At 38.4% G+C, this 14728-nt stretch carries 12 protein-coding genes; 7 read left to right on the forward strand and 5 right to left on the reverse strand.

Annotated elements, in window-relative coordinates; genetic code table 11:
* The 3 genes from ACIQ32_RS08525 to ACIQ32_RS08535 form a co-directional block, all read left to right on the forward strand.
* On the forward strand, nt 1–638 hold a 638-nt coding region (locus tag ACIQ32_RS08525; protein WP_396195266.1), incomplete at its 5' end, for an SCO family protein.
* A complete protein-coding gene (locus ACIQ32_RS08530) occupies nt 631–1224 on the forward strand; it encodes a DUF420 domain-containing protein (RefSeq protein WP_396195267.1) in 594 nt (197 codons plus the stop codon). The genes ACIQ32_RS08525 and ACIQ32_RS08530, both read left to right, overlap by 8 nt.
* Before the next feature lie 22 nt (nt 1225–1246).
* A complete protein-coding gene (locus ACIQ32_RS08535; protein ID WP_396195268.1) occupies nt 1247–1459 on the forward strand; it encodes a hypothetical protein in 213 nt (70 codons plus the stop codon).
* A 59-nt stretch (nt 1460–1518) separates the two neighbouring features.
* Here the strand turns inward: ACIQ32_RS08535 and ACIQ32_RS08540 are convergent, their stop codons facing one another.
* Nucleotides 1519–2910 (reverse strand): DUF4403 family protein, encoded by a 1392-nt coding sequence (locus ACIQ32_RS08540; protein ID WP_396195269.1) that lies wholly within the window; start codon nt 2908–2910, stop codon nt 1519–1521.
* Between the two features lie 165 nt (nt 2911–3075).
* On the opposite strand from ACIQ32_RS08540, the gene ACIQ32_RS08545 reads away from it, so the two are divergent.
* Genes ACIQ32_RS08545 through tsaB form a run of 3 tightly spaced genes read left to right on the forward strand, consistent with a single transcriptional unit; the run spans nt 3076 to nt 6494 of the window.
* Nucleotides 3076–4521, forward strand: coding sequence for a TolC family protein (locus ACIQ32_RS08545; protein WP_396195270.1), 1446 nt, complete (start codon nt 3076–3078; stop codon nt 4519–4521).
* 3 nt (nt 4522–4524) lie between these two features.
* Nucleotides 4525–5820: an efflux RND transporter periplasmic adaptor subunit gene (locus ACIQ32_RS08550; RefSeq protein WP_396195271.1), complete on the forward strand. Its 1296-nt coding sequence runs from the start codon at nt 4525–4527 to the stop codon at nt 5818–5820.
* 11 nt (nt 5821–5831) lie between these two features.
* Nucleotides 5832–6494 (forward strand): tRNA (adenosine(37)-N6)-threonylcarbamoyltransferase complex dimerization subunit type 1 TsaB, encoded by a 663-nt coding sequence (tsaB, locus tag ACIQ32_RS08555; protein ID WP_396195272.1) that lies wholly within the window; start codon nt 5832–5834, stop codon nt 6492–6494.
* Here tsaB and ACIQ32_RS08560 read toward each other — a convergent pair whose 3' ends face one another.
* From ACIQ32_RS08560 to ACIQ32_RS08575, 4 genes are all read right to left on the reverse strand, one after another.
* The gene (locus ACIQ32_RS08560; protein WP_396195273.1) at nt 6495–7328 is read right to left on the reverse strand and encodes a mechanosensitive ion channel family protein; all 834 of its coding nucleotides are present in this window, start codon (nt 7326–7328) and stop codon (nt 6495–6497) included. It lies immediately after the preceding gene.
* 79 nt (nt 7329–7407) lie between these two features.
* Complete coding sequence (locus ACIQ32_RS08565; RefSeq protein WP_396195274.1) at nt 7408–7767, reverse strand: hypothetical protein; 360 nt, start codon at nt 7765–7767, stop codon at nt 7408–7410.
* Between the two features lie 50 nt (nt 7768–7817).
* Nucleotides 7818–9836 carry a thioredoxin domain-containing protein gene (locus ACIQ32_RS08570; RefSeq protein WP_396195275.1) on the reverse strand — a complete coding sequence of 673 codons (2019 nt, stop codon included), beginning with the start codon at nt 9834–9836 and terminating at the stop codon, nt 7818–7820.
* Between the two features lie 151 nt (nt 9837–9987).
* Complete coding sequence (locus tag ACIQ32_RS08575; protein ID WP_396195276.1) at nt 9988–10884, reverse strand: NifU family protein; 897 nt, start codon at nt 10882–10884, stop codon at nt 9988–9990.
* A gap of 108 nt (nt 10885–10992) precedes the next feature.
* Between ACIQ32_RS08575 and ACIQ32_RS08580 the strand changes: the two genes are divergently transcribed.
* On the forward strand, nt 10993–14728 hold a 3736-nt coding region (locus ACIQ32_RS08580), incomplete at its 3' end, for a choice-of-anchor L domain-containing protein (RefSeq protein WP_396195277.1).

The raw sequence follows: 14728 nt of genomic DNA on the forward strand, positions 1-14728 counted from the left end.
TTGGAATCATTTTTATCCCGAAGATTATCAACAGAATTAAAAATAATACAGTGGTGCAAGGCGACCGTATAGACGCAGTTTCTAATCACAAGAATACAGAAACTGATTTACTCACCTTAGGCAAAGCTCCAGATTTTGCTTTGACCAATCAAAACGGGCAGAAAATCACCAACGAAAACTATAAAGGCAAAGTATACGTTGTTGAGTTTTTCTTTTCTACTTGTCCTTCTATTTGCCCGATTATGAATCGCAACATGGCAGACATTCAAAACAAGTTTTTCGGCAATCCTAATTTCGGAATTGCCTCGATCACAATTAATCCGGAATATGATACCGTTGCAGTTCTCAAAGAACACGCAACCCAAATAGGAGTAAAATCATCCAATTGGCATTTGTTGACAGGAGATAAAAAATACATTTATGAAATTTCAAACAAGGGATTCAATATTTACGCCGGAGAAAACGGTAAAGCAGCCGGCGGTTTTGAACATTCCGGTTTGTTTGCTTTGATTGATAAAGAAGGCAATATCCGTTGTAGAAAAGACAAATTCGGCAATCCGATTATGTATTATGACGGATTGGAAAAAACAGGCGTAAAAGCTATTATTGAAGACATAAAAAAACTGTTAAATGAGTAATTCAAATCCATCCTCACTCGAAAAGAAATTTAAAGGGTCGATAATAGCCGTTTCGGTTATCATCCCGATTGCAGTAGCTGTATTGTTTTCGGTTAAATTAAAAGACTTCGGCATCGAAGTTGAACCACTGTCATTCTTGCCGCCAATCTACGCAGGAATAAACGCGCTAACGGCTGTTTTATTGGTTTCTGCTGTAATGGCCATCAAAAATGGAAGCCGAAAATGGCACGAGCGTTTAATGACTTTGGCCATTGCTTGTTCAGTAGTGTTTTTGGTGATGTACGTAGCTTACCACATGACCGCTGAATCGGCTAAGTTTGGGGATTTAAATTTTGATGGAATACTGGATGATTCTGAGAAAGCAACCATTGGTTCGATAAGATACTTGTATTATTTTATTTTACTAACACACATTACTTTGTCGGTTATTATCATACCAATGGTATTATTTACCTACGTTAGGGCTTTGGCAGAACAATTTGACAAACATAAAAAACTCGCCAAAATTACCTTCCCGATATGGTTATATGTTGCCGTAACCGGAGTGGTGGTTTATTGGATGATATCGCCTTATTATGCCCACTAAATTTCAAATTTCGAGCCCTAAAATGTCAAAGTTTTTCTTTGGGATTTGTATTTTCTTCATCGGAGTTTCTGCTAACGCACAATGTGCTATGTGCAGAGCTGCTTTGGAGAGTTCAGGCAATAATGCGAAAGCGGAAGCGGTCAACGACGGAATTGTTTTCCTTATGGCGATTCCCTATATCATTGTGGCCGGAATTGGTTTTGTGGTTTACAAGATGTATTACAAAAAAAAGTAGATTGTCATTTACTCTCGATTGGTAACTGAACACTGCCAATCGAACACCGAACACTAAATCTACTCCATACCGTCAATTTTAACACTCATTTTCCCGGCTGTACTGATGAAAGCGATAATGGCTTTATCGGTAATTTCCACTTTTTCAAATTCAAAATCACCCATGGAGCCGTTTACAAAAACACCTTTCATAGGGGAATAATTGTTCAAGTAAGGCAACATGCTTTTTTTTCCTTCCTCTAAATTGTCTTTAATAGAATAGCGACAGTTTTCTTGAATTTTTTTCAAGATAACTCCTTGCAACAACCAATTTGCAGTTCGGGTTAACAATCCTTTGGTGTCCAATACATACTCCATTTGGTCAAAGTAAATTTCTTTGGTAATCGGATTGTAATTCGGAATGCCCGACAAATAGATGCTGCCGTTAATACTGCCCGACATTTGAAGCGCAATAATAATTTTACCGTCTTTTTGCCACAAGCCAACGTTTTCAACCACTATTTTTCGACTGCCCGAAGCAAATTCTTTCCCTTTAAAATTAGAAGTAATAATGCGTCCTGCACTGTCATAAGTTGAAATGGCTACCACATTTGCCGTAACTGAATTAGGAATCTTGGTTACGGCTTTAAATTGAATGGCATTGCGGTCAAAAGTGTTTTTGGGTTGTAAACCTACCATAGTTTGCATATTGCATTTCAAGCCCATATCCATTTTGATTTGTGTTTTTTCTAAAACGGCGTCGGTGACATAAACTTCTATCGGAATCAATTTAAACCAAGTTTGGTATTGCTCGCTGGTTACAAATGGCGTACTCATTTTTTCAAGAACATCCAAAACATAGGGTTTAAAATCACAAGTGTTTTCAATGGCTTCGTCTATTTTTTTAGCCATTTTCGATTTAAATATCGACAGTGTAGGATTGATGATGTAGGTAATAGGAACATTTTTACCGGCTACTAAAATGGTTGGACTTTCAGACCATTCAAAATCTTCTATTTTGGAAATGGTAGATAATTTCCAATTGGATAGTTTAACCGAACTGGTCATTGTGATGGTGCCGTTTAAATTGATTTCACGGGTATCATTTAACCCCATAAAATCGGTGCCGTATTTGAAACGCGACCAAATTTTCAATGGCATAACGGTTTCAATTCTGCCGTTTTTTTCTGTGATTCTGATAGGTGCTGTTTTCCAAATTTTCATTTCGGTTTTGTCATCTTCCAAATTGGAATCATCATAAATTTGACCGCTTAAACTTTTGTTGAGTTGGCTTTCAATTTCTTTGAGAGTGATTTCCAAGGGCATGTTTATAAATGAAGTCTTGGTCTTATAAACCATAGGCGCATCATTAGATGGCAAAGGTTTTAAGGCTTCAATTTTTTGAGAAGTCGAACAACCGGTCAAAAGCATGATAAGACAAACAAATAAAGCAGCAGATTTTAAAGAGAACATAAACAGAAAATATTTTTCATCAAAAATAAAAGGAAATATTGTAAAACTACTGTAACAATAATAAAAAAAAGCAGTCTAAAACAAAGTGCCTTTCTATAGCAATAAAGAGGCAAAAGCAATATCTTTGTTTAGTCACAAAATTTAAGGTGTTAAGCCTGTTTATTTATGAAAATAGTTTTTAAAAAGTATTTTTTCTTGGCAATGCTGTTACTCTTTGGAGTAAAAGCCACAGCGCAAGCCAAAAAATGGACCATACAAGAATGTGTGGAGCACGCACTTAAAAATAACATCTCTGTTCAGCAGTCGGAGCTCGATTTGAAAGCCACAGCAATTGATAAACGAGCGGCTTTGGGTGCATTTCTTCCTAATTTAAACGGTGGCGCTTCTCATTCTTGGAATATCGGTTTGAACCAAAATATTACTACCGGTCTTTTAGAAAACCAAACCATACAGTTTACTTCTGCCAGTTTAAATTCGAGTGTGGATATTTATAATGGATTGCAAAACCAAAACCGTTTGCGACGGGCCAAGTTGATGCAAGTTGCGGCGCAATACCAATTGACCAAAATGCAAGATGATATTTCGTTGTTTGTGGCCAATGCGTATTTGGATATCCTTTTTAACCGTGAAAATGTAAAAGTGCAGCAAAACCAATTGGCTAACGATGAAAAACAGTTGTTGCGTTCTCAGGAATTGGTTGATGCCGGAGTAGTGCCCAAAGGTGATTTGTTAGACATGAAAGCCACTGTGGCTTCGGATAAACAACGCGTTATTGCTGCTGAAAATGCTTTGTTGTTGTCTCGTTTAAGTTTGGCGCAATTGCTTCGCATAGAAGATTTGCAAAATTTTGATGTAGCCGATGTAGATATCGAAGCAACAGCCAGTCCGGTGATGTTGCAAGGTCCTGATAACATAGTTGCCAAAGCCAATGAAGTGAGAGTAGAAATGAAGATAGCCAAAGCCAATCTCGACTTAGCCGAACGCGATATCAAAATTGCCAGAGGTGCATTGCAACCCAGTATCACAGGTTTTTACAGTTTTAGTACCCGAGCAGGTTACTCCGACAGAATTTCCGGATTTGCTTTGGATGGCGCCAATCCCACTACCATAATCGGACAAGTAGAAGGTACCGGACAAAACGTAATCCAACCTAATTTTATTCCTTTATTTCGAAAAGCCGCACCGGTAATTGACCAATTTAGTGACAACAAAGGACACAATTTCGGATTGCAATTAAGTGTGCCAATATTTAACGGTTTTGCGGCTAAGAATTCGGTTGAGCGTTCTAAAGTAGCTTATGAAAAATCGAAAAATGCTTTCGATCAGGCCAAGTTAGATTTAGAAACCAATGTTTATAAAGCCATTACCGATACCAAAGGAGCTTTGAATACTTATGAAGCATCCATTACTACTATGGAAGCCAGAAGAGAAGCGTTTAATTATGCGAAAGAGAGGTATGCGGTAGGTTTAATCAACACCTTCGATTTTAACCAAGCACAAACTTTATACTTGAATGCACAATCCGATGTGATTCGTGCCAAATACGATTATATCTTTAAAACGAAAGTTGTAGAACTCTATTTTGGAATCCCAATCATACAAAAACAATAAATCATGTCAAAAAGTAAACTATACTGGATCTCAGGAATTGCAATTGTTTTAATTGCGGTATTATTAGTCTTATCAAAGAAAGGTGTCATCGGAAAAAAAGATGAAGGCATTGAAATCGAAACTGCCGAGGCCGATGAAATCACTATCGTAGAAACCGTTTCCGCGACCGGAAAGATTCAGCCTGAAATTGAAGTTAAAATTTCCTCAGAAGTATCAGGTGAGATTATTGATTTGCCTGTAAAAGAAGGCCAAGTGGTAAAAAAAGGCCAATTGTTAGTTAGAATTAATCCCGATTTGTACACTTCAGGATACAACAGAACTATTTCTAATTTATCGGGAACCAAAGCCGGTTTGAGTCAGGCCGATGCTTCCTTTAAAGAGGCCAAAGCCAGCTACGACAGAAGCAAAGCCTTGTATGAAAAAGGTATTATTTCTCGTTCAGATTGGGATAAATCCATAGCTGCTTTTGAAGTGGCCAAAGCGACTAAGGAATCGGCTTATTACAATGTTCAAAGCGCTAATGCTACGGTTAAAGAAGCTAAAGACAATTTGGGCAGAACTACCATTTATGCTCCGGCTGACGGAACCATTTCTTCATTAGGAGTTGAATTAGGGGAAAGAGTGTTGGGAACCCAACAAATGACCGGAACCGAATTGTTGCGTGTAGCCAATTTAGACAATATGGAAGTGGAAGTAGATGTTAATGAAAATGACATTGTGAAAGTTAGCATTGGCGACAGTACCAACATTCAGGTTGATGCTTATTTGAAAAAAGAATTCAAAGGTGTGGTGACCAGCATTTCCAATTCTGCCAGCACCGCCATTACCGCAGATCAGGTGACTAATTTTAAGGTGAAAGTCAGAATTCTCAAAGAATCTTATCAGGATTTGTTGGCAGGAAAACCCTCCAATTACTCTCCTTTCCGTCCGGGGATGACCGCTACTGTTGATATTATTACTACCAGAAAAGAAAAAGTGGTTGGCGTACCAATTAGTGCTGTAGTAGTAAAAAATGATACTACCGCTAAGCCAAAAACCGAAATCAAAGTTGAAGGCGATGACAAAAAAGTAATGGCCAAAAACGATAAAAAATTCGAGTGTGTTTTTGTAAAACAAGGAGATAAAGCCAAACTCAGAGTTATTAAAACCGGAATCCAAGATGATACCAATATTGAAGTAGTTTCAGGATTGAAAAAAGGCGATGTTGTAATTGTCGGCCCTTACACTACGGTTACCAAAGATTTGAAACCCGGTGATAAAGTGACTTCTAAGAAGACAGCAGAAAAGCCTAAAAAATAATCTATTAAGCCTTGAATTATATTCTTAACATCGAAACGGCAACTAAAAACTGTTCGGTTTCTTTAGCCGGTAACGGTGAGACTATTTTGTGTAAAGAAATAGCCGAGCAAGGGTATTCACATGCCGAAAAATTGCACGTTTTTATTGAAGAAATTTTAAAAGAAAGCCAACTCAACCTCAAAGCACTTAAAGCCGTTGCGGTGAGTAAAGGACCGGGATCTTATACCGGTTTGCGTATCGGAGTTTCTACTGCTAAAGGGTTGTGTTATGCATTAGGAATTCCTTTGATTTCGATAGATACTTTAGCGGTTTTAGCCAATGGCGTGAAGCATAACGACGGTTTAATTGTTCCGATGATTGATGCGCGAAGAATGGAAGTTTACAGTGCTGTTTTCAATCAAAATCGCCAAAAAATTAAAGCGGTTCAAGCCGAAATTTTAACAGAAAACAGTTATTCGGACACTACCGATACTGTATACTTTGTGGGCGATTGTCAGGAGAAATGCCAAACGGTTTTAACCCAACCTAACTTTGTTTTTTTAACCGATAATGTATATCCTTCCGCTAAAGAAATGAGTGGCTTGAGTTATGCTAAATTTGAGCAAAATGATTTTGAAGACGTGGCTTATTTCGAGCCTTTTTACTTAAAAGATTTTATGTTCAATCAAAAATAGTTATCCTTTTGAAGCTTCTCTGACATAGGGTTGAATAACAATGCCGGCTGCGTCAAAAGCTTCTTTGCACTGCTCTAAAATATCCGAACTCATGTCGCCGAAATCACTATTTTTTGCCCAAGGTTTTATCGACAAATGAATAGCGGAATCGGTTAAATCTCTTACTACAACTGTTGGTTCAGGATTTTTTAAAACCATTGGGTGATTTAGCATTACTTTCATAACGATATCCTTTGCCCTTTTAATGTTGGTGTCATAAGAAAGGGAAAAGGTCAAATCGGCTCTGCGATTGCCTTGCATAGAATAGTTGATGATGACATTGTTAGACAAAATTCCGTTGGGAATAAAAATGGTTTGGTTGTTCCCGTTAATGAGTTTGGTGACAAAAATTTGAATTTCCAATACGGAACCCACAACCCCTTGCGCCTCAATGGTATCGCCTACACGAAAGGGTTTGAATAAAATAATCAGCATGCCACCGGCAAAGTTGGAAAGTGAACCTTGCAATGATAAACCTATTGCCAAACCGGCCGCTCCCAAAATAGCCACAAAAGAAGAGGTTTCAATCCCTAATTTTGAAATTACACTGATAAATAAAATTACTCGTAAAGCCCAAAGCAAACTGTCTGCTAAAAACTTCGACAATGTGGGATCGAGTTCTCTTTTCAGCATGATTTTTTTTACCAAGCGGTTGATTACTCGAATGGCGTACAAACCGATAAACAGTATGACTAAAGCCGAAATCAGTTTAGGAGAGTAATCGATTAAAAGCTTGAGGAATCGATCAACATAATCGGCAAAAGAGTGTATGTATTGTAATTCTTGTTTTTGCATAAACGGATAAAAAAATCCCGTCCCGAAGTTTCGGGATTAGGGATAAATTAACGGTTGCAAAAATACAATTTTTTAAAAATTAATCAGCGTCTTCTTCGATGCGATTTGGTGTTTCTTTTGCCAATTCTTCGGTTTCTTCAGAAGCATCACCGGTAAAAGAGCTGATTTTTTCTTTGACGGTTTCCGTGGCATCAGATGTCAATTCACTAATTTTTTCTTTAGCCGTTTCTACAACATTTTCAATGGTTTCGGTTGCCTGAGGTACATATTCGCTTATTTTTTCTTTGGCAGTTTCGACTAATTCCTCCACTTTGTCTACTAACGGATCGGCCATGTCTTTTACTTTCTCAATGGCTTCGTCGGCTATATTTTGTGTCTGATCAGCGGTGCTCTCTTTGGCGCCACCAAATAATTTTTTTAAAAAATCTCCAAATCCCATAACGTTGTTTTTATTGGTTAATAATAACAATATTACAATTTTTTGTCAAATCAGCCTTCAATTCTATTGATAATTTCTTGAAAATCAGCCGTCGGTAAGTCGCAGGTTTTGTTATGACACCAATAAAACAAGGTTTGGTTTTGAATAAATCTTTGGGTCAAAAAAGGCAATGTTGATGCTTTGTCCGTTCCGGCTATAATTAAATTAGGGGTGTACAAAAGGTTGAGTTGTTTTAAATAATCGGAAGCTTTTTCTGTACAAATGGCCAGTTCGTTTTGAGCGTTAGAAAAGTGCAATAGTAAGTTCAACCAATTAGAAAAAGCCGAAGGATAGTCGATATTCGGGAGAATATGTTGTAGCATTTGCTCAGCGGTTTTTTTGTAATAGGTTTGATTAAAATAGACACTCAATCGAAATAAATTCACAGCCATAACTGAATTGGCTGCCGGAATTACATTGTCTTCCACTTCAAAATGAGGTGTGACTAAAGCTTCGTCCTCATGAGAGGTAAAAGAGAAGAATTCGGTTTTTTTATCATAAAAATGATCAAAACAATAATCTGTCAGTTGTTTGGCATTAGCTAACCACGACTCGTTTAAGGTAATTTCGTAAAGTGAAATAAAAGCGGCAATGACATGCGCATAATCTTCTAAATAGGCATTAATAGTAGCTTTTTCGTTTTTGTAGGTACGGAACAAATGGCCTTCCGGACTCCAAATTTTTTGAATGATGAAATGTGCATTTTTTAAAGCAATGTCTGCATATCGATTATTTCCGGTTGCTTTGTGAGCTTCTGCAAAACCTTTCAACATGATGGCATTCCAAGAAGTAAGACATTTGTCATCCAATCGGGGTTTGCTGCGTTTTTCTCTGATTTGGTATAGTTTGGCTTCCCAGGATTTTTTCTTTGCAGCCAGCTGTTCGAGTGAAAGGTGGTATTTGAGGGCAATAGTTTCCAGCGGTTGATTTTGAATCAGTACATAATTTCCGTGTTCCCAATGTCCGAAATCATTAACGTTAAATACTTCTGAAAACAAGTCGAAATCCTCTCTCAGAATTTGTTGTAACTCTTTTGTTGTCCAAACATAAAAAGCGCCTTCTTCCAGATGATTTTCGGCATTTAAACTGTCGGCATCCAAAGCCGCAAAAAAACTGCCTTCATCGGTTAGCCATTCTTTTTCTACAAAGCTTAGTGTTTTTTCGATGACTTCTTTATAGAGTGAATTTCCGGTTAATTTATAGGCGTTGGCATAAAGAGTAACCAATTGGCCATTGTCGTAAAGCATTTTTTCGAAATGTGGTACATGCCATTTTAAATCGACGGAATACCGGGAAAAACCACCATCAACCGTATCAAACAAGCCGCCGTACGCCATTTTGGTGAGTGTTAGATTAACAAAATCCAGGAGTTCTTTATGCTTGGTTTGGTGTCCGTATTTGAGGAGGAATTCATAGTTGGTTGGCATCATGAATTTAGGCGCTCTGGCCATACCGCCAAAGTCCCAATCGAAACTTTTTTGCCATTTTTCTAGTAATTGTTCCAATATGTTGCAATCTAATGCTGCTTTGCTTTCAGACTTCGGAACGATGCTGATGGTTTGTAAACCCTCGTGTAATTGTTGCGCGTAGTCGTAGATGGTTTCGGGATTTTGAATGTAAATTTCCTGAAGTTTCTCGAGGGCGTTTATCCAATCGTTTTTTCTGAAGTAGGTTCCGCCCCAAATGGGTCTGCCATCGGGTAACGCTACTACATTCATTGGCCAACCGCCGCGACCTGTCATGACTTGTACGGCTTTCATATAGACAGCATCAATGTCGGGCCGTTCTTCGCGATCGATTTTGATGTTGACAAAATGCGCATTCATTACCGATGCCACTTCTTCGTTCTCGAAACTTTCGTGTTCCATTACGTGGCACCAATGGCAAGCCGAGTAGCCAATACTAATTAAAATAAGTTTGTTTTCGGATTGGGCTTGGGTCAATGTTTTGGTATTCCAAGCTTTCCAATGCACGGGATTGTTGGCATGCTGTAAAAGATACGGACTGGTTTCGAGGTGTAGTTCGTTCATAGTGATACTGTTTTTTTAGCCCCGATTGGAGTGGCATCCTTTTGACTCGTTTCTTTAACGAGTCAAAAGATATAACGGAAAGCGGGATTAGCTTCAGAAAAAAAGCGTCATTTTGAGACGCTTAAAGTTAGTTTATTATTTCGAAATTTGATTAACCGTTTAGGGCTTCTACTATGATATCTTTATCGTTGAGCATGTCTTTTAACATATTTTCGATGCCGTTTTTAAGCGTAAAAGTAGAGGAAGGACAGCCGTTGCAAGAGCCTTGAAGTACTACTTTTACTCTTTTTTGGGATTCGTCGTATGAGTCGAATAAAATATTGCCGCCATCGGCAGCCACTGCCGGTTTAACATATTCTTCGAGGATGTTGATGATTTGTTGCGAGGTTACATCGAGTTGGTCAAAGTTTTTGATTTGTTGTTTGTCTTGTTTGACATCTTCGGCTATTAAACTTTCATCCAAAACGATACCGCCGTTTTCTAAATATTCTTTGATGAAAGAGCGAAGTTCCATGGTGATTTCGTCCCAAGAAACGCTGTCATACTTGGTTACCGAAATGTAATTTTCGGTAATAAAAACTTCTTTAACAAAGTGAAATTTAAACAAAGCTTGTGCTAAAGGCGAGGCTTTGGCTTCGTCAAGGTTCTTGAATTCAACGGTGTTTTTGGTCAGACCTTTGTTGACAACAAATTTCAGTGAAGCCGGATTTGGTGTGGTTTCGCCGTATACTGTTATGGGCTGTTTTTTGGTTTTGTTTTCGGATGGCAAAACGATTACGCCGCCATTGTTGACAAATTCTTCAATTTGTTCTGCTACTTCATCTTGGACATCTGCCCATTCTACTATGCTAAAACGTTCAACAGCTATAAAATTTCCTGAGATGTATACTGTTTTTACAAATGGCAAGTAAAATAGTTTTTGAGCGAGTGGAGCATTTTTAGCTTCATCAATATTTTTGAATTCATAGCTTTCATTTTGAGTGATAAAGTCGGGGAATTCGAATTTAATTATGGCAGGGTTTTGTGTTTCTTTTATGGTGATTTTCATGAGAATAGTTTATTTTTCTGCAAATTTAACAAAGTTATTTTCTGTGAATACTTATATTTGAAGAATTAAATAATAATTAACACGACAGGTAATATCAAAAAGGCTGAAATGACCAAAACGATTCATTTGATGATAAAAAAAATACTTTTCATTGTCTTTTTGGCGATTAGCTTTTCGTCTTCTGCTCAATTGATTGTAAACAATTCTCAAACTCCGGCGCAATTAGTTCAAAATGTGCTTTTGGGTCAGGGTGTTGTGGTTTCTAACATCACTTTTAACGGTTCAGCCATTAATGCTAATCTTACCAGAGATCAGGTGGGGCATTTTTTGAATGGAGGAACCACTAATATTGGTTTGGGTGAGGGTATTATTATGTCAACCGGAAACACTTCCGTAGCTATTGGTCCGAACAATCAGGCAGGAAGTACATTAGCCACGGGCAATCCCGTTCAAGGTGATTCTGATTTGGCACTTTTAGCGAATAACACCATCAGAAACAAAGCCGTTTTAGAGTTTGATTTTGTGCCTAATGGTCAGACATTAAGTTTTGATTTTGTATTTGCTTCTGAGGAATATCCCGAATGGGCCAATTCAAATTTTAATGATGTTTTTGGGTTTTTCTTGAGTGGGCCAGGAATTAACGGTCAGTATTCCAACAGTGCTATTAATATTGCTTTAATTCCCTCTACAATTGTTCCTATCACCATTAATAATTTAAATAACGGAACAGCCAATAACGGGCCTTGTGAATATTGTCAGTTTTATGTAAATAACGGAACGGGCAGTACATCTGCGGCCAATCCTACTATTCAATATGACGGTTTCACAGTGGTGATTCCTGCTACTGCAACAGTACAGTGTGGTCAAACTTATCACATTAAATTAGCTATTGCTAACGTTGGCGACAATACCCTTGATTCTGCTGTTTTTCTTAAGGCTAATAGTTTTGCTTCAGCGCCAATTGATTTTCCAAATGATTATTTGGTTTCAAATGGATTTGCACCTTGTTTTGGTTCGTCTGCACAGATTTGTACAGGTTTGCCTTCCAATGTTCTACATGAATGGACACTTAATGGAGGTGTAATTCCGGGAGCGAATGGGCCGTGTTTAACAGTTTCAACACCGGGAGAATATTGTGCAACAGCATATCCTTTTGGACCGACTTGCCCAGTTGAAGATTGTTTGATTGTAGAGTTTCAGGAAGCAATAATGATAGGCAATCCTAATGATTTAGAAGAGTGTGATGTAACGTTTAATTTAGCACAGAATACTCCGGTAATTGTTAACGGACTTGATGTGACTATTTATTATTTTGACAATTTAACAGATGCACTACAGTTAACTAATGCCATAACTAACTTGACAAATTACACCGGATACAACGGTCAAATTATTTATGTTGTTGTTGAAGATAATGCAACAGGTTGTTTAATCAATACTGATTTTGTTCTTAACATTATCACTTGTACCGCCACACCAAATCCACCACCAACCTTAGCGTTGTGTGAGAGCAGTTTGGGAAGTGGAACAGCAGTTTTCAATTTTACCCCGCAAACACCGCTTATATTAGGAACCAATTTACCAGCAGACTATACCGTTACTTATCACCTGTCTCAAAATGATGCTGACAATGATACCGGTGCAATTGGACCAACTAACATTATTGGCACTAATGGTCAGACGATTTATGTCAGAATGGAGGAGAACGCTAATCCGTTAACTTTCGGAACAACTACTTTTCAATTGGTTGTTAATCCGTTACCAACAGCTACCATATCTGGAACTGCTACAATTTGTTCCGGTTCAAATACTGCAATCACTTTTAACGGAACGCCTAATGCAACTGTTACTTACACTGTTGACGGTGGTTCTAATCAAACCATTGTTCTTGATGCTTCGGGAACAAACTCGTTAACAACACCCAATTTAACTGCTAATTCAACTTATACTTTGGTAAGTGTTGTTAATACAGCTACTACTTGTGGAAGAACCATCAGCGGTTCTGCTACTGTAACGGTAAGACCGCTTCCTACGGCTACTATAAGCGGATCTACTTCGGTTTGTCAGAATGCGACTAGTCCTCTAATTACTTTTACCGGAGCTATCGGCACAGCGCCTTATACTTTTACTTACACGATAAATAATGTTTTACAGCCTGCTGTAACTACTGTTGCAGGGAGTAGTGTGACTGTTAGTGCTCCTACTAATGTTGTTGGTTCATTTGTTTATGGTTTGGTTAGTATTCAGAGTTCGGGTACAACGCCTTGTTTCCAAAACCAAACCGGTACCGCAACAGTAACGGTTAATCCACTGCCAACGGCAACAATCTCCGGAACAACCTCAGTTTGTTTAAACGATCCTGAGCCTCAGGTAGTTTTGACGGGAGCTAACGGAACTGCGCCTTACACTTTTACTTATTCTGTAAACGGTGGTTTGCCAATCTCTGTTTTAGGATCCGGTAATTCATTAGTCATTAATGTTCCTACCACTTCTACCGGTTCGTTTGTTTATGATTTAATTGGTGTAGTAGACTCTTCAGGGACCACTTGTTCCCAAACTTTGACCGGTTCCGCTACAGTTACAATCAATTCAGCTCCAACGATTAATACTCCTATAGATTATGTAGTTTGTGACGACAGTTACGACAATGACGGATTCTTTTGTTCATTTGACTTAAACACTAAGATTAATGAAATCAGCGGTGGCAATCCAAATATAGTAGTTGAGTTTTTTGAAACTCCTACCAGTGGTGCTCCAATTGCGAGTCCTTATTGTAATATCGTTCCGGGATTACAAACCATTTATGTCAGAGCCTACACTATAGGTTCCCCGGCATGTTTTAGCCCAACAAGTTTTAATTTGATTGTCAACCCACTCCCATTAGCCAACCCGGTGATCAGCAACTACGAGTTGTGTGATTACACTAATCCTGGTGATGGGGTTGAGATTTTTACATTAAACAGTAAAGATGCAGAGATTGCAAATGGTCAGAGCAATGTTAGTATTGCTTATTACGATAGTTTAGCAGCTGCTCAATCAGAAACAGGATCATTACCAAACTTGTATCCCAATACCAGCAGTCCACAAGAGATTTGGACAGTCATTACAAACACGGTTACGGGATGTAACTCTATTAGTTCATTTTTCATAGTGGTTAATCCGTTGCCGGTTGTTGTTACGCCGGATCCTATTTTCCAGTGTAGCAATGGTGTTTCAAACCAAGCGATCTTTGATTTAACGGTCAATGAAACGGTTTCCACCGGAGGCGCTAGCGGTGTTGTGGTTACGTATCATAATTCATTGGCAGAAGCACAGAATGAGTTAGGAGCACTGGATGCCTTATCTTATTTAGGCACTGATAATGAAACGGTTTACATTAGAGTGGAGTATCTCACCACGGGCTGTTACGCTATCACTACACAATTGTTACGAGTAACTCAAGGGCCATTGGCATTAACGCCACCGGCACTTCATTATTGTGATCCTAACAATGATGGTTTTGGAGTGTTTAATTTAGAAGATGCTACTTTACCAATTCAAGGCGGTTCGGCTCAAGTAGGCGTTTCGGTTAGTTACCATGAAACCCCTACAGATGCTTTGATAGGCGGAAATCCGCTAACGAGTCCATACGAGAATATAGACGATTGGAACCAAACGATATATGTTAGGGTATTTTATACTTTAACCGGCTGTGCGAATTATGTTGAATTAGAGCTTATCGTCGACCCAACTCCTGAGGCCACCGAGCCTGATGATTACGAGCTATGTGATTACACCGGTGCAGTTGGTTTTGAGAGTTTTGATTTGACCACGACAGTGCCTCAAATCTTAGGCAGTATCAACC

It is taken from the genome of Flavobacterium sp., assembly GCF_044373165.1.
Lineage (GTDB): Bacteria > Bacteroidota > Bacteroidia > Flavobacteriales > Flavobacteriaceae > Flavobacterium.